This is a genomic window from Hahella sp. HNIBRBA332, assembly GCF_030719035.1.
In the GTDB taxonomy this organism is placed as follows: domain Bacteria; phylum Pseudomonadota; class Gammaproteobacteria; order Pseudomonadales; family Oleiphilaceae; genus Hahella.
Window position 1 is genome coordinate 1,474,248 of the sequence record NZ_CP132203.1, and the last position, 18,900, is coordinate 1,493,147.

General features: G+C 49.5%; 21 protein-coding genes and 1 pseudogene. 21 read left to right on the forward strand and 1 reads right to left on the reverse strand.

Annotated elements, in window-relative coordinates; translation table 11 throughout:
- Positions 1-30 precede the first annotated feature (30 nt).
- The 21 genes and pseudogenes from O5O45_RS06950 to O5O45_RS07045 all read left to right on the forward strand — a co-directional run bounded on the left by O5O45_RS06950 (position 31) and on the right by O5O45_RS07045 (position 17,726).
- A complete protein-coding gene (locus O5O45_RS06950) occupies positions 31-483 on the forward strand; it encodes a hypothetical protein (protein ID WP_305904505.1) in 453 nt (150 codons plus the stop codon).
- A 148-nt stretch (positions 484-631) separates the two neighbouring features.
- Positions 632-5,902: a fibronectin type III domain-containing protein gene (locus O5O45_RS06955; protein ID WP_305904506.1), complete on the forward strand. Its 5,271-nt coding sequence runs from the start codon at positions 632-634 to the stop codon at positions 5,900-5,902.
- Between the two features lie 348 nt (positions 5,903-6,250).
- Positions 6,251-6,550: a transposase gene (locus O5O45_RS31940; RefSeq protein ID WP_371747974.1), complete on the forward strand. Its 300-nt coding sequence runs from the start codon at positions 6,251-6,253 to the stop codon at positions 6,548-6,550.
- Positions 6,551-6,561: 11 nt separating this feature from the next.
- Positions 6,562-7,023 (forward strand): IS3 family transposase, encoded by a 462-nt coding sequence (locus O5O45_RS31945; protein ID WP_371747975.1) that lies wholly within the window; start codon positions 6,562-6,564, stop codon positions 7,021-7,023.
- 443 nt (positions 7,024-7,466) lie between these two features.
- A complete protein-coding gene (ltrA, locus tag O5O45_RS06965) occupies positions 7,467-8,723 on the forward strand; it encodes a group II intron reverse transcriptase/maturase (protein ID WP_305902285.1) in 1,257 nt (418 codons plus the stop codon).
- 65 nt (positions 8,724-8,788) lie between these two features.
- Positions 8,789-9,244 (forward strand): annotated as a pseudogene (locus tag O5O45_RS06970) (IS3 family transposase); the annotation flags it as partial.
- A 424-nt stretch (positions 9,245-9,668) separates the two neighbouring features.
- Entirely contained in the window at positions 9,669-10,043 is a 375-nt protein-coding gene (locus tag O5O45_RS06975; protein ID WP_305904507.1) for a hypothetical protein, read from the forward strand.
- Between the two features lie 130 nt (positions 10,044-10,173).
- Positions 10,174-10,668: a hypothetical protein gene (locus tag O5O45_RS06980; protein ID WP_305904508.1), complete on the forward strand. Its 495-nt coding sequence runs from the start codon at positions 10,174-10,176 to the stop codon at positions 10,666-10,668.
- A gap of 60 nt (positions 10,669-10,728) precedes the next feature.
- Complete coding sequence (locus O5O45_RS06985) at positions 10,729-11,046, forward strand: hypothetical protein (RefSeq protein WP_305904509.1); 318 nt, start codon at positions 10,729-10,731, stop codon at positions 11,044-11,046.
- A 199-nt stretch (positions 11,047-11,245) separates the two neighbouring features.
- On the forward strand, positions 11,246-11,491 hold the full coding sequence (locus O5O45_RS06990) for a hypothetical protein (RefSeq protein ID WP_305904510.1): 246 nt from the start codon (positions 11,246-11,248) through the stop codon (positions 11,489-11,491).
- 111 nt (positions 11,492-11,602) lie between these two features.
- On the forward strand, positions 11,603-12,052 hold the full coding sequence (locus O5O45_RS06995) for a hypothetical protein (protein WP_305904511.1): 450 nt from the start codon (positions 11,603-11,605) through the stop codon (positions 12,050-12,052).
- Between the two features lie 81 nt (positions 12,053-12,133).
- Complete coding sequence (locus O5O45_RS07000) at positions 12,134-12,424, forward strand: hypothetical protein (RefSeq protein WP_305904512.1); 291 nt, start codon at positions 12,134-12,136, stop codon at positions 12,422-12,424.
- Positions 12,425-12,491: 67 nt separating this feature from the next.
- Positions 12,492-12,782, forward strand: coding sequence for a hypothetical protein (locus O5O45_RS07005; protein WP_305904513.1), 291 nt, complete (start codon positions 12,492-12,494; stop codon positions 12,780-12,782).
- A 75-nt stretch (positions 12,783-12,857) separates the two neighbouring features.
- Entirely contained in the window at positions 12,858-13,145 is a 288-nt protein-coding gene (locus tag O5O45_RS07010) for a hypothetical protein (protein ID WP_305904514.1), read from the forward strand.
- Between the two features lie 96 nt (positions 13,146-13,241).
- Positions 13,242-13,520, forward strand: coding sequence for a hypothetical protein (locus O5O45_RS07015; protein ID WP_305904515.1), 279 nt, complete (start codon positions 13,242-13,244; stop codon positions 13,518-13,520).
- A gap of 60 nt (positions 13,521-13,580) precedes the next feature.
- Positions 13,581-13,820: a hypothetical protein gene (locus tag O5O45_RS07020; protein ID WP_305904516.1), complete on the forward strand. Its 240-nt coding sequence runs from the start codon at positions 13,581-13,583 to the stop codon at positions 13,818-13,820.
- An 893-nt stretch (positions 13,821-14,713) separates the two neighbouring features.
- On the forward strand, positions 14,714-15,007 hold the full coding sequence (locus tag O5O45_RS07025; protein ID WP_305904517.1) for a hypothetical protein: 294 nt from the start codon (positions 14,714-14,716) through the stop codon (positions 15,005-15,007).
- A gap of 118 nt (positions 15,008-15,125) precedes the next feature.
- Positions 15,126-15,332 carry a hypothetical protein gene (locus tag O5O45_RS07030; protein WP_305904518.1) on the forward strand — a complete coding sequence of 69 codons (207 nt, stop codon included), beginning with the start codon at positions 15,126-15,128 and terminating at the stop codon, positions 15,330-15,332.
- A 62-nt stretch (positions 15,333-15,394) separates the two neighbouring features.
- A protein-coding gene (locus tag O5O45_RS07035) for an IS3 family transposase (RefSeq protein ID WP_305904519.1) occupies positions 15,395-16,554 on the forward strand; the annotation gives its coding sequence in 2 pieces (ribosomal slippage) (positions 15,395-15,659 and positions 15,659-16,554; 1,161 coding nt in all).
- Positions 16,544-16,915: a hypothetical protein gene (locus tag O5O45_RS07040; RefSeq protein WP_305904520.1), complete on the forward strand. Its 372-nt coding sequence runs from the start codon at positions 16,544-16,546 to the stop codon at positions 16,913-16,915. The genes O5O45_RS07035 and O5O45_RS07040 overlap by 11 nt, the downstream gene beginning before the upstream one ends.
- A gap of 454 nt (positions 16,916-17,369) precedes the next feature.
- A complete protein-coding gene (locus O5O45_RS07045; protein WP_305904521.1) occupies positions 17,370-17,726 on the forward strand; it encodes a hypothetical protein in 357 nt (118 codons plus the stop codon).
- On the opposite strand, the gene O5O45_RS07050 is transcribed toward O5O45_RS07045, so the two are convergent.
- Positions 17,687-18,846 (reverse strand): IS3 family transposase gene (locus O5O45_RS07050; RefSeq protein ID WP_305904522.1). Its coding sequence is split into 2 segments (ribosomal slippage): positions 17,687-18,582 and positions 18,582-18,846, totalling 1,161 coding nucleotides; the frame shifts between segments, so codons are not numbered across the junction. The two genes, O5O45_RS07045 and O5O45_RS07050, sit on opposite strands and share 40 nt — an antisense overlap.
- Positions 18,847-18,900 lie beyond the last annotated feature (54 nt).

Here is an 18,900-nt window from a genome sequence, read left to right on the forward strand (position 1 = left end):
CTTTGTTTTAAATATTTGGGAGTAGAAGTAATGGGCGGAGTATCAAATGTGATTTATTTTGAGCATGACAACCCTGCAGTTGCAGAGGTGCTTACCAGGATACTCGATTGGAGATTTAACGGGGATAATTCAGAAATTGAGGAAATGTTGGGCGAGTTTAACCCGAAGATCATTGATCTGATCAGGGCTCCTCATTATGGCCATAAGAACTTGGAATGGCTTGATGACTTTCCCGCCATAAAAAAGTTCGCGGATTACGAACTAAATTTTGATGAGTTGGATAAGGACTTTCGGCTTTGGCTGGATGATTTCTATAGCTACAGCGATGCGCTTGGAAATGGCAGCGTTACCAAGAAAAGGAATGGATATGAAATATTCGTAGAAAGTAATCTGTATGTTGGTCCTTTTCTGGTCGCGATTCTAAAGTTGGCTGGCGCAACTAAAGCGAAACTAAAACAAGACTCGCTTGACTGGCATGGCTAAACGGTAGCGTTTCCAGTCGTTGATTGTCGCCTGAGCCACTCATAGTTTAATTCTCTGGATGCTGCCTTGGATGCCCTGTCCAAGGCGCCCCTCTTCATTTTCCCTCTCTTTATTCCATCTCTATATTTTGTAAGCAGGCATCTTTTCGATGAGAGCAAATAATAGCGAATTCGCCTCCGCCTGGAGCGGCGAGAGCGTGTCGCCCGTCTATGTCGTCGAGCTGTCGTTCGACCGATCCAACGAGGATGTGGTGCATCTGACCAGCGGTCCCGTTTCCGGTCTGTCTGGTGTGGTCTATGATGGCGTGCTGAACGCCCGCACCTTGTCCGGCACATCGCAAAAAATCCAGCCTGATAAAGGTTTGGCGTCTATCGGCAGCCTGGAATTTGAGGCGCTGGACCACAATCTGAGCGCGCTGCAAAAAGCCAAGCTGGATGATGGCAAGGGCCTACGCGGCAAACGCGTGCGCGTCTTGGTCGGCGAGCGTGGTTTGCAGTGGCAGGACTTTGTGCTGGTGGCCACGCAGATCATCGAGGACGCCGAGTTCCTGGACGGGGTTTATTCTTTTAGTTGCGCCGATGTGCAACGCACACTGCGTAAGGATATTTTCGACGTTAAAAAAGTCGGCTTGGCGGTGTCTGCTGTGGGCAATCACGATGTGATACAAGTGTATTCCACGGAAGGGTTTGCGCCCGTCTACCAGCCGCGTGGCAGTGGCATTACCGATGCGCCTAACCAGACCGTCGGTTATCTCAAAATGCCCAACGGCTGCATCGTGCGTTACAAATACACCACCGCTACGGCCTTCTGGGGCTGCGAGTGGGGCGCGCTGGGAACCAAGCATCTGGTCGCAACCGTCAACAAATCCGAGGACACCAACGCCGACAACGCGCCGCAGGTGGAAGAATACGTCTACATCGAGCAGCCCGCGCCCATGCTGCTGTATGGATTGCTGACCGGCTATATCTACGGCTATCCCGGCAAGCGCTACCCCGATCACTGGCACCTGGGCGTTGATCCGCAATATGTGCGCACGTCGGACTTTATCAATATTGGTTCAGACCTTTGGGATGTGACCGACGCGGATAAGGGCTTGCCGGCGGTGGTGCGCGGACAAACCAAGATCGACGGCAAGAAGTTCATCGAAGAGCAACTGCTGTTGATGATGGGCGCCTTTTCGCCCATCTACGCCAATGGGGAAATGGGGCTGCGTCGCCGCACGGCGATCATGTCCAGCGGCGCTTACGTCAGAGAACTGAACGCCAGCAACCTGTTAAAGGTGGACGCGCTACGCCACGACATGGGCGCGATCATCAATCAGATCGCTATCCACTGGCATTATGACCCGGATAAGAAGGAATACCGCCGCGCCAACGTATTGGTGGACCCGGATTCCATCGCTACCCACGGCGCGTCAGACCTGAAAGAACTGAAGTTTAAAACCCTGCATAGCTCCAGACATGCCTATTCCGCCATCAAGCATCAGTTCGACGCTTTGCGCGACGCCTACGCCGGTCCGCCTTTGCTCCTCGATGTCGTGGCCGATATGGACAACCACGATCTGGAAGTGGGCGACATTGTCCGCGTTAACCTGGAGCATGTGCAGGATTACACCGGATCGATGGCGGACGGACGCCTGGATCGTAACTTCGAAATCCAGCAGATCACCACGGACTGGGTGACGGGGCGGGTTAAGCTTGCCTTGCTGGGCTCCTCGCAACCGGCGGGCGCCTTGCCGCCGGATCAGAATGGCGCGGCGCTGCCTGACGCGTGGTACAGCTCCGCCGGCGTGGCGATCAACGCCGCCAGCTTCCCGGGCAAAGTGCTGGTCACCGATACGCAGGTGCGCATCGTTGGCGACATTAGCCTGACTGGCGGGGTGGACCTGCATCAGTCCGTTTACTACTGCGACCGGGATTTAACCGTGGACGCGGGTGTGACGGTGGTTCTGTCCGGCAACGTGCAACTGCGGGTCAAAGGCTTTCTACAGATTAATGGAATGGTGGACGGCAAAGGCCGAGGCATCGAGGGAGTCGCTGGCGGACAGTCTGTGGCGCTAACCGGTATCGGCTCCACGGTGGCGGGGGACGGGATTGTCTTCGGCCTGGGGACGGGAGACCGCCGCCGCTTTGAGTCCGCCAACAACCGAGGCGGGATCAACGCCCGCGCCGCTCGGGATAACGTCGCTTACCTTAACCTGACCGTAAATGCGCAAGGTCAACTGCAGGGCTTGCCGTCTGATATTCGCGGCAACGGCGGCCATGGCGGCGGCGCAGCCATCAACCGCTACGGCGGCAATACCGGCGAAACACCCGGCGGACGCGGTGGCGCAGGCGGCGCCGGATTGCTGGTGGTGGCGCGAGGGATCGTCCTGGGCGCCAATGGACGGGTGGACACCAGCGGCGTGGATGGCGAACTGGGCAGCCCGCGTCAGATCGGCGGGAACATGGACCCAAAAGCCTATCTCAAATCCGGCAGCGGCGCAGGCGGCGCGCCTGGAGCGGTGTATTACCTCGTTGACGGCAAGTACAACCCGCCCAACGTCACGGTGGGCAACAGCGCGGCGCGCTATGGCCTGAGCCCGGTGCAAGACGGCGTCTACTTTATCCAGGGCCGCAAGCATCAAAATGATACCGTGGGCGCAAGCTGGGATCCGTCCTTTGAAGGTATTACTAAAGCGGTCGCCTCCGCCTACGTGGGAAACTATCTTGGTCCTGAACGCGAGAACGCCGTACGCGGTTTTCTGACCAAGGCGACCGGGCAAGCGCCCAATATGGCGGAGTCCTGGCATCGCGTGCAGATCCTGTCCGGCTATCAACCGCCCGTTGTTATGGAAGAGGTGGCCAATAAGCCGCTGCGAATCACTGTCACGGAGTCAGTGAACACGCCGCGCACGCCGGACGGCAATATCTCCACCCTGGAATTGAGCGCGGTCCCGCCGGACGATCCCAACTATAGCCACGCCTTTTTCCAGTATCGCCCGGCGGACGGCGCAGGCTGGACGGATTTGGGATCGGCGGCGCCGGAGCTGACGCTGCAACTGGTGAGCGATGGCAAGAAGTATTACTTCCGCGCCTTCGGTGTGAGCAAGTCGGGCAAACGCTCCGCTAACTACGCCGCCACGTCAGCCGCAGTGTCACGCATTGAGATCGGCTCGCCTGACATACGCGAGGCCTTGCCCCTGGTGACGCCCAAAGTGATGTTGGTGGACCGTGGACAGGAAGCCAATCACTATCTGGGAAGAGATGCGCACTTTTATATCTACTATGGCTCTGGCTACCAAGAGCCCCCGCACTTCGCTTTCTATGAGATAACGGTTTACCACAAAGGCCTGCAGGTGCGCCGGGAGTACATACCCGGCAGGAGTTACACCTACACCAGCGAGATGAACCTGGAGGACGGCAACAGCCGAGAGATTGGCTTAAGCGTGCGCCCTTGGGGGAAACAGAACCAGACCGGGCAAGCGGCTGTTATCAGCGTGTCCAACCCGGCGCCCAAGGTCACCGTCAACAATACCGTGGCGGGGATCAGCACGGCGCGCACTTATCTGACCGACATCACTGACCCGGATTTCAAATCCATCAAGGTCTACCGGTCAACGGTGAAAGGCTTTACGCCCAGCCCGGATAACCTGGTGTATGACGGCTACACCAACCCGGTTATCCATGAAGGCTTGCAGCCGGACACCACCTACTATTTCCGGTTGCTGGGCGCGGATGAGTTCGGCGATGGCGAACTGACGCCTGAGTTCAGCTTCAAGACGCAGCCGTTTAATCTGGCGGGCGAGCTGAGCGACGGCGACAACCTGATCGTGCGCGGCAATGTCGTTAGCGAATATAGCGGCTCAAAAGTGATCCTGGGACCGCTCAAGCGCGACGGTTATTTCAATGTGCTGGAAGCCAGCGCGGCGAATGCGCCCATATTCGAGGTCAGGGAAAACGGCGACCTTTTGCTTGGCAGCGAGCAAAGCGGCTCTTATGCAATCTGGGATCAGTCCGAAAAAGCGTTCAAGGTGTTCGGTCAGATCAACATCGCGGCGGGGAGCAAGGGCTATTCCGCCCTGCAGGATCGCCCCAGTTCGTTGTCAGCGATCAACGCAGCGGAAGCCGGTAAGTTGCAAGGCATTCAGGACGGCGCCACCAAAGGCGCGGACTGGGGGCAGGTGTCGGGCATTCCGCAACGGTTTTCCGATAGCGCTACGCCCGGTCTCAACCTGACGGCGGACTACCTTGGCTTTCATAATGGCAGCCGATTCACCACCTACATGGACCGAAACGGCCACTTCGCCCTGAACGCTGGCGCGGCGAATAACTGCCTAAGCTGGAATGGCTCCGTGCTGTCCGTGCGTGGGGATGTGTTGGCCACCAGCGTCGCGGCGAGCGTCAGTCTGAGCGCGCCGACTATTAGCGGCGGCACGATCCAAGGAACGCACATCACGGGAACCACCATTAATGGCGGCGCTATCAACGGAACCAGTATCACCGGCGCCACGGTGACGGGCTCCACTATGCAGACCGCCAGCAGCGGCAAGCGGATGATCTTGTCCTCGGCTTCTAATGAGTTAGAGTTCTATGGAGATCGTGGCGATGGCCAAATTGCCAAGCTTGCAACGATAGGGATTAGTCAAAGAGACAGTGATCGATACATAGGAAATTTTGGAGGTATCGATGCTGGATACTCTGCAATAGGTGTTCTGGCAACCTCATACAGTAATAACGGCCTATCCGCGGCTTCAATTAAGGGGACAGGAGGCGAATTTTCATCAAGAGAAAGAACGGCTGTTAGGGGATTAACCTGGGGAGTGAATCAAGTTGGAGTTGAAGGGGCAACGCAAGGCGGGGGAGCCTCTTCAATTGGTGTGAGAGGGTATTCAACAACTGGTAGAGGTGTTCAGGGACATGGCGCGACCTATGACTTCTATGCCTCGGGTGTCGGATCAAACTACGGACCCTTTACTGGCGGGCATGATTGCCTTATCGATAAGGCGGAGATAACAAGACAAGGCCAAGTCCTGATATATGACCGGGTTGTCGCACGAGCGAATGTCTCAAACGTTCTGCATACCGTTAGGCTGTCATCGGAACCTATGCAAAAAGGAAAAGCCGGAGTGCTTGTCTCCCGAACTGCTATGAGCAATGACGAGAAACCTGCGGCACTATTGGAGTTGAATGGGTTGGAGACTAAGTACGACATGGGGGTAATGAACGCCTTGGGCGAAGGTCAGGTTCTGGTCTGCGCAGAGCGCGGCGACATTGAGATAGGCGACTACATCGTCACCTCAAACCGACCCGGCATTGGCATGCGCCAGGATGATGACGTGCTGCGTAGCTACACCATCGCGGAGGCACGCGAGGCGGTTAACTGGACAGAGGAGGAAAGCGACGAGAGGTTGATCTCGTGTAAGTATCTTTGTGGTTGAGGAGGGCACTCCTCCCCACCTCTGCGCAGTTTGAGTAAATGCCGAGTTTGTGAAATTGGGGTTAGGCTCTCAGCTTCAATGGAAACTGGTTCTGGAAAGTGCTTTGATTCAATAAGTTGGGATCTGGCTTGTTGTGATAACGAGCCCCCAAGAAAGTGTATATGCGCACGCACGGTTTTTAGAAAATGAGATGGTTTTACTTTTCGGGGTTTTTACACTGGAATCAGTGAGCTGGAGGGGGTATCTTCGAAGTCTTGAAATTGAAGAACGCGCATGCGCGATATATGATCCTACCCACCAATGATAGACACCCTGTTAAGCGAGTACACTACGCTACAGAGGTGAACTATGACCAAACAGAAAACAACAAATTCCAAATCTCGCCAACGTTATTCCGACGAGTACAAGGCGGAAGCCCTGACGCTAGCTCAACGTATCGGCGTGAGCGCCGCCGCAAGGCAATTGGGTCTGCACGAGTCACAACTTTACAATTGGCGCAGTAAAGCCCGACTGGCGCAGGATCGTGGCGAAACGGAACAGCAACTGGCCCAGGAAAACGCCCGCCTGAAGCGTCAGTTGGCTGAACAGGCGGAAGAGCTTGCCGTGTTAAAAAAAGCGGCGGCGTACTTCGCCAAAAGTGTGAAGTGAGGTACGCCTTTATGCACTCTCACACGAGCCTTTTCCGCGTCACTTGCATGGCGAGAGCGCTTCAGGTCTCAAGAAGCGGCTACTACGTTTGGCTCCATCGACAGAAAGCCCCTTCTCTGCGACGACAGCGTCAGCAATCCCTGGACATCCAAGTTGGGGCCGCTTTTGATAAAGCTAAAAAGCGTAATGGGGCGCCCCGGCTGACCAAAGACTTGGCGCAACAGGGAGTCCAGGCTAACCGTAAAACGGTGGCCAGAAGCATGCAACGCTTGGGCTTGAGAGCGAAAGCCGCCAGAAAGTTTAAGGCCACCACTCACTCCAGGCATAGCCTGCCTGTGGCGGAAAACCTTCTTCAGCAGGACTTTAATGCAACGGAGATAAATCAAAAATGGGCGGGTGACATCAGTGTGCCGCAGCAAGCTGCGGGAGAGATGAGGGATTGTGACCCCTCGTCATCGGCATACAGGTGCTGATGACAAACCACCTTATGCGGCGATGGCCAAAAGCCGTGGTCGTGAGCGATAAGGAAAAGGCGCCAATAAGGCGTCAGGTGTGAAACAGGAAGACGAACAACCGTGAACCGCCGTTCAATTGTCGAAACCACTCAGATGATACCAAAACCGGGGAGTGATGTTGCTCCGGGATCAGTGCGGACAGTGCCTGTTGATGGGCCGCATGGTATCCGGCAGAGAGGCGGCGTGATCCTGTTTTGGGCTCTCTCATGGAACTGCGGGAACCTTCGATGGCAATGCCAAGGGAAAAGCACAAGCTCACAAGGCGAGGCCGATAGTACCGATGTGTCATCAAGGGGCGGAGCCGCTCGTAGTAGCATTGAAGGGGCTGTAATGGCCGTGGAGCGAAGGGGCGGCGTCATTCAGCCGAGCTTGTTGGTCAACTGCGCGAGCAGGATGAACTGATGAGTAAGGCAAAGCCATTTGTGATTGAGAAGTCTCTAGTTTGGGAGGCGTTCAAAGATGTTAGAGCGAACCGAGGAGTAGCGGGAGTCGATGGACAGTCGCTGCAGCAGTTTGAGCAGCGTTTGGGGCCGAACCTTTATCGGATCTGGAATCGCCTGTCGTCGGGGAGCTATTTTCCTCCGGCGGTCAGGGGTGTCGCGATCCCAAAGAAGAGCGGCGGCGAGCGTGTTCTGGGTATCCCGACGGTATCGGATCGTATCGCGCAGACAGTGGCGAAGAAGATTTTTGAACCCCTGGTAGAGCCGATCTTCCATGAAAACTCCTACGGCTATAGGCCCAATCGTTCAGCGCATGATGCGCTGACGACGGTGCGGCGGCGATGCTGGGAGTATGATTGGGTGATTGAGTTTGATATCAAAGGGTTGTTCGATAATATCGACCATGACCTGCTGATGCGTGCGGTGAGACGCCACTGTCAGATACCTTGGGTGGCGCTCTACATTGAGCGCTGGTTAAAAGCGCCGATGGTAGGTCCAGATGGGCAAGAACAGCAACGCGATCGGGGTACCCCTCAAGGGGGTGTGATCAGTCCGGTGCTAGCCAACCTGTTTCTGCACTACGCACTGGATCGTTGGATCAAAGAGCGCTGTCGAAGCGTGCGATTGTGTCGCTATGCGGATGATGGTGTGATCCACTGCAAAAGCCAGCGTCAAGCTGAATGGGTGCTTGCCCAAGTCAGTCGGCGATTGGTTGACTGTGGCTTGCAGATCCATCCGGGGAAAACGCGCATTGTGTATTGTAAGGATGTCAATCGTACGACCAATCACGAGAGCATTGAGTTCAGCTTTCTGGGTTACAGTTTTCGTCCTCGAAAAGCAGTGGACAAATACGGGCGCGTTTACGTCAACTTCTTACCGGCAGTCAGTCCAGCAGCCTTGAAAGACATGCGGCGGAAAATCCGTAGTTGGCGCTTGCAGTTAAAGAACGACAAGTCGCTGATGGATTTATCACGTATGTTTAACCCTGTACTGAGAGGGTGGTGGCAATACTATGGACGGTTCTATCGTTCAAAGCTGGAGGCTGTTGGTAAGGGCTTCGATGGATATCTGGTTCGGTGGCTAATGCGCAAGTTCAAATCCTTCGCAAGGCGCAAAACCAGAGCATGGCGATACCTTGATACACTGAAACAACGTTACCCGCATGCCTTCGTGCACTGGAGTAACCAAGCAAAAGGCCGAATGATGGGAGCCGTATGACGCGAGAGTGTCATGTACGGTTCTGCGAGGGGCTGGCGGTGAGAGTCCGCCGGCCTACTCACCCCTATTTGTGGACGGAAGAAGGTTGGCTGTATCTAGCCGTCGTGCTGGACCTGTTCAGCCGTAAAGTCATAGGCTGGGCGATGAGCGAGCGAATGAAATCGGAGCTGGTCTGTGACGCTTTGCGCATGGCGTTGTGGCGTCGACGTCAACCCAAAGGGGTGATCGTCCATTCAGATCGAGGTTCCCAATATTGCTCAGAAGCCTATCAGACGTTGATTCAGGCGCATGGGCTTCGTTGCAGCATGAGCGGCAAAGGCAATTGCTATGACAATGCCTGTGTGGAAAGCTTCTTTCACTCCCTGAAAGTGGAAGCGATTCACGGAGAGCGGTACGCAACCCGACAAGAAATGCGTGAAGCCGTGTTTGAGTATATCGAAGTGGATTACAATCGAATCCGCCTTCATAGCGCAAATGGCTATCTCAGCCCAGAGAGTTATGAAGCATCGAAAGTCGCTTAATGACGTGTCTAATCTTTGTGGGCAGGATCAGTTAGGGCTAAAATAGATCATGCTCAAGAATCCAAATGATTGGAAGAAAGCTGCGGATAGACTGGGAGAGCTTTTAAATTCTGAAGTTGAACTTGGAGATGCTCTTCGCAGTATGCGTGAGATCGAAGGGTTTTCAGCCCTAGATTTAATAAAGTCTGTGTCTGAAGTCTGTAACCTGGAATCTTCTGACGCAGCAAGAATTGTGGCGCGAGAAGTTACGATGAGATCAAGTTAAGATGATATTCAAATCGTCCATATTTTTGGTGCGGCGATATATGCATGTGAGCATTTTTTTATATTGTTCATAAAAAATGGCTATTGCATAGTGTCTTTAAACAGGTTGTTGGTGTTGTCGCAGGTTGCCCACTGATGCGGGCGTTATAGGTAAATCAGAATGAGCTTTACTGTTGATTTGATTCTTACGGACATTCCTGAAAACAATAAGGATGCATGGTCGTTTATAGAGCAGTTACGAGAGGAATATTATGAAGACAAATCTGGCGCCCATTCTAAATTACAAGAATTCAACGAAGATTTGACAAAGAAGTACCCTTGTCTTTGCAGCTTCGCTGATGACGATCCTGAAATGGAAAATAGCCCATGGGCTGATGGCCCCATGATGGAAAATTTCGCAAGCAAAATGGGAATGGTGGCAATAGTTTGGTCTAGAGCTGATGAAGTATTCCCATTTGTTTTAGATAGCGCACTAGCATTGGACATAATCGTTGCTGATGGGCAAAGTGAAAAAATCTACCGCCCTGGTATGTGAACAGAAGCTCAGAATAAACCATGGTGGATAATTTGGTAACAACCTATAACAAGGCGGTGTTGTCGCCTTCGGCTGGGACTGCCATTCCGCTGGCGCTCCATGTCAGCCCCAAACCACGGCGTTATACGCTATGAAAAAATTCACCATCGTACTATTAATGATCATCGCAGGATGTAGTGATTCTAAAATGGATGCACCATTACTCAAAGATATGACGTCTATCAATTACACTAGGCATGAATTCTATCATCCACCTGAAAATGTGAATGGAGATCTTCTGACCTTAGTCTATGACATTCCTTATTTTGGGGCCTGTGGCGTATTTCCACCTTTACATATTGCTAATCAAACATTTTCTAGCGGTGGAGGTGATGGAGGAATGAGTCCGGGGGCATCTTGGAATCCATTTACGATAAGCCAAAACCAATATGATATTTTGCTAAATCAAGTTTTAGAAACACCAACGAGTGAATTAGAAGGGAAGTCGAGATTTAACGATGTAAAATTTATTCGTGATGATTCATTTGATAACATTCAAGATCAATTTGATTGGCTAGAGGCAGTTTGCGTTAAACATCGTGAACGCTACAGATTGGAAAATGAAAAGTATCAAAAAGGCGTATAGCAAGGCGCTGCAACCGACCTCCGGCGGCTGAGCGCGGCGTTAAATGCTAAGAGAGATTGCATGAAGTTTACATATCCGCTTCCTACTCACAAGACTGGTGGCTTCTATCCTCCCACTGGGAAATGCGGTTATTGTGGCAATTCGAATGAAGGCAACTTTGTAGTTATTTCGCAAAGTGCTATGGAAAAAATTCCAGGAACCAATTCATACGCGCCAGCCGACGTGATTACAAGCTTTTCACTACTTGATCATGGTGTAACAAAAACTGGTCAAGGTATAACAATTTTTGAAAATACTAATGATGCGTTTTTTTGCTCAACTGAATGCCTTCGTAACTTTCTTAACGCCATAGTCGATGATTTTGAGGCGGGCAAGTAAATGCATTTAACAAACAAAGGCAGCATCGCCCTGCGGGCTGGACGCGCCAACGCGCGCCGCTGCTTTGGACGTTAAATTTCTCCAGGTATCGAGATGAAGTGTTATAAACACCAAGATATAGATGCAATCGGATTGTGCAAAAGCTGCCACAAGGGAGTATGTCCCGAGTGTTCGGCGCTAGTAGGCGGGTCTGTGGCGTGTGCAGAATCTTGCCGCCCTCAATTACATGGTTGAGCGTGGCAAGAAAGTTTATAAGAATCTGGGTAAGCAATGGGGTCCTTCCGTAATCCTAAACGGTGTTGGTGGTGTATTCTTCCTGGGCTTCGGCCTATACAATTTTGGCCGATCTTCATCTTGGCTTCTAATCGGCCTTGGTGCAATTATGATTGTTGGCGGTATTATGAGTGCAGTTCAAGGAAAGCGCATAGGCGAGCAAAAAAATTAACAAGTCAATGAATATCACCCCTTCGGGGCTGGACCTACACTCCGCGGCTTCGTCGCTGTGTTCCGGCCTTTTATTGAGGCGTTATGTCAATAAGGTGACTATTACATATATATGGGTAAGAAAAATTTCCATTTAATTACAGAAGAGCGAACTCAAAGTTGTTTTTCTGCGCGAAGCTTTATATTGGAGCATCAAGAAAATCTATTTTTCTTAGTAGACTACTTCAGAGTACGTTTAAATACTGGAGCCAGTTTTTATGGAAATGCCGATACTGAGCCTGTTAAGAGCCAGTCGCATATCTATGGCTGTTCCAGTTGTGAGCGCTGGTTAAACAACGAAGTACCAAGAAAGTACACTGCAAGGCCATTCGCGATGGCACATTATTGTTGTAGCGGGATGTATGTGGCTGTAGAGGAAAATGAGCAATGCATGAATAGTATCGTTAAATTTGATGAGTTTGCTACTTCTGATGGTGGCCAATGGCGTATTGGAAACTTGTTTATTTCATTTTGCCCATGGTGCGGAATAAGATTGCCTTATAAGTCATTTAGGGATTGTTAGTCTTTTAAATGCGCAATTTGGAAATGAGAAGTTATCGGTTTCGTGTAATTTAGACTTAACAAAAAGCTCAAAAGGACAAATATGGATAGAGAGTCTTTCAAAAAATCTATAGTTGATGACCTTTTGTCTTATAAAGATTACTGGGCTGAATATTCGGATACTGTTGATCCTCTGAGGGTTATAAACTGGATCTCCTCGGAGAATGAAGATGGCTACTATGAATATTTCCTGTGTGTAATTGACCAGGTTGCAGCAAGAAAAGGGCGAGAAATAGAGAAAGTGTTAACCCATGCAGGTGCTGAGTCTCTTTACCCTTTGGCAAAAATAAAAGTAAATTCGGCTTCGCAAAAAATGGAAGTTAAAGGTATATGAAAGCGACTGTATCAAAACCTAACAAGCGGCATCAGTCTGACAGCCAGTGCCGGGCGTTAACTGTCATATGAGCTTCAGAGAAAAATTAGAGAAGAAGTGGAAGATTACTATCGCCTTGTTAAGCGAGGCTCGCGTAGTTCTTTGTGAATGTCAGGGTGTTGGCAAATATATCGCCGAGTACGATGAATACCTTGATCACAACGAGCTAGAACTAGCTCTGGACATGCTAGAAGAAGCTGCACTTGAGGCAACGAGTAAGCCACCAAAAGAGATTTGGGCAAAGCTCAAAGAGGCTGCGAAGTCTATGGGATTAGAGGATCGCTGTGAATTCTACAATCAGCAAATACAAAACAGTTAACAAAGCCAAGCAGCATCGCGCACTACGTGCGCTGGACCTCGCTACGCTCGGCCGCTGTTGGCGGCGTTAATCAGTATGCATAGCCAACAGATACAAAAATTGATTGATGCTGTAAGGAAAGAGTTTGGAGAAATTCATTACTTTGGATCTTCCAAAGAAGAGAGACACGGAGTTGGATTCGCGATTTCCGATGTCAAAGCTACGTTTGCTATCTCTACATTGGGTGGTGACCTAAAGAGCAGTTACGATATTCAAGTAGAAGGTATACCCGCTGGTGAGTATATTTTTACTAATGAAGTTTCACTGGATGAATTTTTGAATCTCGTGAAGATATTTAGAGGTCCTGAGAGTGAGTGGCCATGAATACACCTAACAAGTCAAACCAGCAAGGGCCCTTCGGGCCGGGACGCGCTTGCGCGCCACCTGTTCGAGGCGTTAAGTTAAGTGTCAGGCGTAACGATGAAAATTATTAGACCAAAAACAGAGATCTTGTGGTTAGGAACAGTGGATGATGGAAAGAAGCTACTTATTAATTCCGAAATCGAAGGGGTTTCCTATGACCTGATTACTGTTACCGCCGATGATGAGGATGAGTCGCTTTGGTTTGAAATTGTAGTGAACGATTACGTGGTGCAGATACCTATGTCAGTTGTACAAAAGGCAATCGAATCTGCATCTGATGAAGTTCATTCGGAATCTTGGTATGAGAAAAATGTATACACAAACAACGACACTTAACAAACGCAAGCAGCCGATTCGCTACGCTCTCGGCTGTTGCTGGCGTTATAGGTAATCGAATTGGATAAAGAAATCAAAAATTTATTAGGAAAGTTGTGCGTAGACTTGGGGTTCTGTTTACCGCCTATAGAGCAAGATCGCATCGCATCTCTTGGAGTTTGGAGGGCGGACGAATTTGCGAGGGATGTTATTTCTAGTGAAGGGCTTAATCCAGAGTATGAGAATAAATGGTTCCGAGAAATTCGAAATCGATTTGTTGCTCATTTTGGTAGTAACGAGTATGAAAGCAAAAATTCATAACTAGGCGTGGGGTTGTCGCCTTCGGCTGGGACGGCGCATAAAAGCGCGCCACCCCAACACTTGGCGTTATATTTTCTTGAGAATGATTTGAGATGGATTTTCACCTTACTTTGATGCTTCTTCCATATTGGTTAATACTGCTTTCCTTTCTGATTTGGGGTGGGAAGGGTAGCGATTCTGAGCTGTTAGTAACAGACCGTTTAGCCCTATCTTTGAAGTTCATTGGTGGTACTTGTGCAATAACTTTTATCTTGACGTTCATAGGTGGTACAACACTTGAGTTTTATGTGCCAGACTCATTTAAGCTGGGCGTTAGTTACTTGTTACCCATGGTTTTCTGTGGTCGAATATTGGAAAAATATAAGCGGTCTAAAAAATAATATAACAAGCCGTTCAATCCGAAGCCCAACCTACGCTTCGTTTCGCCCATGTGCTGCGCACATTCTATGGGCTACACTACGCTCTCGGTTAGGCTCGGGTTAACGGAGCGTTATGTGGAATAGCGAGTTTAAGCTAAGGAGTTCATTATCAATTGTAATCTTCATGGCAAAACGCAGCCTGCAATTTTGTGTTCTCATTTAGCGCAAGAAGGCCGCACCAAGCAAGTAGGTTGGATTCAAGCAGAGTACGATATTAACTCTAGAGAGCCTGGAGACTTGATGGCTTGGTGTGATGAATGTGATAAAACTTATGAAGCAGATAATGGTTGGAATGATGAAAACGATTCTCACTTTAAGGTAGTCTGTTCTTCTTGTTTTGAAGAAATATGTGAAATTCAATCCGTTTGAATTCCACATAACCAGTTGCAGCTGCAGATGTCGCTAGCTGTCACAAATTTTGTTCCAAAATTTTCGCCAGCCGCGCCGCGGCTGTGCAAAGCGTTAGGCAACAATATGAATGACTTCCCAATAAAAGAAAACGCTGATGAACGAGTATTAATTTGTTGCCATTTGATGGATGGTGCTGAATTACATTGGGTACATCATCTACCAGAAGAACAGTGTGTATGGAACTTCATGTGTGCGAAAGAGCATGAACGATCTGATATGGTTCAAAAAACGTTGGAAGAAGCATGTCGGTTATTTCCAGAAATCGGAGAGCTAGCAGACGTGCCTCACGATATGGATGTATCGTTTAAAAAGGGTAAAAACACAGGTAAATGGTATGATTTTCACCGCAGTAACTAGCATGCCTAACAAAGCGCTAAAATTCGTTCCGGCCGCAAAAAGCACGGCCTCCACCAGATAGTCTACGCGCTGCTTCGCCTGCCGTTTAGCTTTGCGTTAGGCTCAAGAAGGAGCAAGAATGGAATTAAGAGTTAACGAAAACGGTTTGCCAATTCTTGATCAATTTAGCGAAGAAGGGTTTGTTGACTGCGTATTAAAAATCGTTGACCTCGATGAGAGAGAGGATTCATATAAATTTAATCTTCGTGCTTCTTATAGTGGAGTTGATTTGGGATTCAGGGTTGAGGTTGTGAAAGGTATTAAAGGCGGTTTTGATTCTGTGTAGTGGTCTAATAGTCCCGGACACATTAATAAGAGACAATACCCGTCAACGATTAAGGTGTCAGCATGAGTCAGAAAAGGTCGTATAAGCAGTATCCAAAAGAGTTTAAAGAAGAGGCCGTTTCCCTGGTGCGCGATCAAGGTTATTCCGTCCCAGAAGCGGCTAAATCCCTCGGCATTAGCGCCAATATGCTCTACAAGTGGAAGGAAAAAATTGAAGCTCAGCTTGAAAACCAGGTTCTGGCTGAAGACGAGCGCGCCGAGTTAAAACGGCTTCGCAAAGAAAACAAAGAACTACGCATGGAAAAGGAAATCCTAAAAAAGGCTTCGGCCTTCTTCGCGAAAGAAATGAAATAAAGTTCGCCTTCATTCAAGCAGAGTCGAGTCGCTTCCCAGTGAAAGTGCTTTGCCGGGCTCTGCGTGCAAGTCGATCAGCCTACTATGCCTGGCGTCGGCGCCGCGCGCCGGTGATCCGGTTTGATGAACTTCATCTGCATCGGCGAATGAAGCGACTGTTTAACGCTTCTCGAAGCAGTCTGGGCAGTCGAGAGATGATGAAGAAGCTACGCGAAGAAGGCTTTCAGATAGGGCGTTATCGGGTTCGCAAGCTCATGAAGAGGTTGGGTCTTCAGGTCACTCAACGCGTTGCTTACAAGGCCACGACAAGGCGCAAGCATCATCATGCGGTTGCAGATAACTTGTTGAATCAGAATTTTAATCCTACTGCGCCCAATCAGGTTTGGGCTGGCGATGTGACCTATCTAAAAACAGGAGAAGGCTGGATGTATCTGGCCATTGTCATGGATTTATATTCCCGGAGGATTGTCGGCTGGCGCATCGACAAGCGCATGACGACGAGTCTGGTCAGTCAGGCGCTGATCAAGGCGTACAACTTGCGGAAGCCGGCCAAGGGCGTGGTATTCCATAGTGACCGTGGTTCACAGTACACCAGCGGACATTATCGAAAGCTGCTGGAAAAGTATGAAATCAGGGCGAGTATGGGTGATGTGGGAGCCTGTTGGGACAATGCGGTGGTTGAGCGCTTTTTTGGCAGCCTTAAGCATGACTGGATATTAAAAATCCCTCAGCCTACCCGGGAGCACATGGAACAGGATGTGGCAGCTTACATGAGATATTACAACCTCGAAAGACTACATACGGCGAACAATGATATGTCGCCGGTTAATTATGAAAACTCTCTAAAGAAAGTGTCCGGTGGGATTTGACCAGAACACTGAGATGTCACTTATTCAAGACCATGTATATAAAAAAGGCGTAAGGTTTTTCCGTACAGGCCTAGAAAGCGACTCCCTGTTAAAAGTTCTTGCTCGTCTTTATGGCCTCGATGAGGCCTCAGCTCAAATGACTAACGAGGAAACATTTACGGCGATTGCTCTGCATCAAGGTGAGATTGATATGGCTTCTGAGTCCATAAAGATCAAGATTTTTGGTAAAGATCAGGACGAAGATTTGGAAGAAAACTACTATGAATCCTTTTTCAATCTCGACTTAAAAAATGGCTTTGTATTTTGGAATGAAAAAGATCAAGAATATAGGGAGCCGTTGATTCGTGGTTTGTCAGCATAAAAGCCTAACAAGTGGCTGTTGTCGGACGTGTCTACGCTGCGCTTCGTCACGCCGCAAAGCCAAGCGTTAAGTATATGAGAAAGATTTTCGAAGTTACGGATGGAGTACAGCTAGTAGTTCTTCTTTGGTTTGGCGCTGCATTGCTCCCAATTCTCATTCTTCATGGAAATGGTGAAGTTTGGGCTCAATCTTTAGGGGGGCTTATATTATTTTGCTCCGGTTTCTTTGTGTCAGAGTTTAGACGGTATAAAAAATCCAAATGCGAATGGTATATATCAGACTTCTCCGTTTACATTGCAGTACCGTTGATTTTATTTGGATTTATATTCTATGCGTCATTGTCTGGAAGTAATACTTAACAAGGCGGTGTTGTCGCCTTCGGCTGGGACTGCCATTCGCTGGCGCTTTATGTTAGCCCCAAACCGCGGCGTTATGCATAATCGAGAGTTTATCTATGGATGCTAAGGCAATAATAGAGGGTATTGAATCTGGTGATATCCTTCCAAAAGACCTAATTTTAAATATTGATATCGATGCATACTTAGATAAACGTGATAGCGATGAAGCATTTGAAAGAAAACTATTGGCGGCCTTTGATGATGTTGCTGATATAGATAACGATCAAATAGATGGTTATCAAGAGCTGACCTTGAAGATATTCAATTGTATCGATTCTTTAGTGGGAGTGTCAGAGTTGTCTTGTTATGTTGCTGAAGACTTTGAAGTAATATTGAAAGGCATTTATAAAGGGCTCAGTAATGAGTGTTCTGGTCAAATCCCACCGGACACTTTCTTTAGAGAGTTTTCATAATTAACCGGCGACATATCATTGTTCGCCGTATGCAGTCTTTCGAGATTGTAATATCTCATGTAGGCTGCCACATCCTGCTTCATGTGTTCCCGGGTGGGCTGGGGGATTTTTAATATCCAGTCATGTTTAAGACTACCAAAAAAGCGTTCAACCACTGCATTGTCCCAACAGGCTCCCACATCACCCATACTTGCCCTGATTTCATACTTTTCCAGCAGTTTTCGATAATGTCCGCTGGTGTACTGTGAGCCCCTGTCGCTATGGAATACCACGCCCTTGGCCGGCTTCCGCAAGTTGTACGCCTTGATCAGCGCCTGACTGACCAGACTCGTCGTCATGCGCTTGTCGATGCGCCAGCCGACAATCCTCCGGGAATATAAATCCATGACAATGGCCAGATACATCCAGCCTTCTCCTGTTTTTAGATAGGTCACATCGCCAGCCCAAACCTGATTGGGCGCAGTAGGATTAAAATTCTGATTCAACAAGTTATCTGCAACCGCATGATGATGCTTACGCCTTGTCGTGGCCTTGTAAGCAACGCGTTGAGTGACCTGAAGACCCAACCACTTCATGAGCTTGCGAACCCGATAACGCCCTATCTGAAAGCCTTCTTCGCGTAGCTTCTTCATCATCTCTCGACTGCCCAGACTGCTTCGAGAAGCGTTAAACAGTCGCTTCATTCGCCGATGCAGATGAAGTTCATCAAACCGGATCACCGGCGCGCGGCGCCGACGCCAGGCATAGTAGGCTGATCGACTTGCACGCAGAGCCCGGCAAAGCACTTTCACTGGGAAGCGATTCGACTCTGCTTGAATGAAGGCGAACTTTATTTCATTTCTTTCGCGAAGAAGGCCGAAGCCTTTTTTAGAATTTCCTTTTCCATGCGCAGCTCTTTGTTTTCTTTGCGAAGCCGTTTTAACTCGGCGCGCTCGTCTTCAGCCAGAACCTGGTTTTCAAGCTGAGCTTCAATTTTTTCCTTCCACTTGTAGAGCATATTGGCGCTAATGCCGAGGGATTTAGCCGCTTCTGGGAAGGAATAACCTTGGTCGCGCACCAAGGAAACGGCCTCTTCTTTAAACTCTTTTGTATACTGTTTATACGACCTTTTCTGACTCATGCTGACACCTTAATCGTTGACGGGTATTGTCTCTTATTAACGTGTCCGGGACTA

Bases quoted from the DNA above. Each gene is read 5' to 3' on its own strand.
- O5O45_RS06950 (WP_305904505.1), top strand. From the start codon at position 31: ATGGGCGGAGTATCAAATGTGATTTATTTTGAGCATGACAACCCTGCA.
- O5O45_RS06955 (WP_305904506.1), top strand. From the start codon at position 632: ATGAGAGCAAATAATAGCGAATTCGCCTCCGCCTGGAGCGGCGAGAGC.
- O5O45_RS31940 (WP_371747974.1), top strand. From the start codon at position 6,251: ATGACCAAACAGAAAACAACAAATTCCAAATCTCGCCAACGTTATTCC.
- O5O45_RS31945 (WP_371747975.1), top strand. From the start codon at position 6,562: ATGCACTCTCACACGAGCCTTTTCCGCGTCACTTGCATGGCGAGAGCG.
- ltrA (WP_305902285.1), top strand. From the start codon at position 7,467: ATGAGTAAGGCAAAGCCATTTGTGATTGAGAAGTCTCTAGTTTGGGAG.
- O5O45_RS06975 (WP_305904507.1), top strand. From the start codon at position 9,669: ATGAGCTTTACTGTTGATTTGATTCTTACGGACATTCCTGAAAACAAT.
- O5O45_RS06980 (WP_305904508.1), top strand. From the start codon at position 10,174: ATGAAAAAATTCACCATCGTACTATTAATGATCATCGCAGGATGTAGT.
- O5O45_RS06985 (WP_305904509.1), top strand. From the start codon at position 10,729: ATGAAGTTTACATATCCGCTTCCTACTCACAAGACTGGTGGCTTCTAT.
- O5O45_RS06995 (WP_305904511.1), top strand. From the start codon at position 11,603: ATGGGTAAGAAAAATTTCCATTTAATTACAGAAGAGCGAACTCAAAGT.
- O5O45_RS07000 (WP_305904512.1), top strand. From the start codon at position 12,134: ATGGATAGAGAGTCTTTCAAAAAATCTATAGTTGATGACCTTTTGTCT.
- O5O45_RS07005 (WP_305904513.1), top strand. From the start codon at position 12,492: ATGAGCTTCAGAGAAAAATTAGAGAAGAAGTGGAAGATTACTATCGCC.
- O5O45_RS07010 (WP_305904514.1), top strand. From the start codon at position 12,858: ATGCATAGCCAACAGATACAAAAATTGATTGATGCTGTAAGGAAAGAG.
- O5O45_RS07015 (WP_305904515.1), top strand. From the start codon at position 13,242: ATGAAAATTATTAGACCAAAAACAGAGATCTTGTGGTTAGGAACAGTG.
- O5O45_RS07025 (WP_305904517.1), top strand. From the start codon at position 14,714: ATGAATGACTTCCCAATAAAAGAAAACGCTGATGAACGAGTATTAATT.
- O5O45_RS07030 (WP_305904518.1), top strand. From the start codon at position 15,126: ATGGAATTAAGAGTTAACGAAAACGGTTTGCCAATTCTTGATCAATTT.
- O5O45_RS07045 (WP_305904521.1), top strand. From the start codon at position 17,370: ATGGATGCTAAGGCAATAATAGAGGGTATTGAATCTGGTGATATCCTT.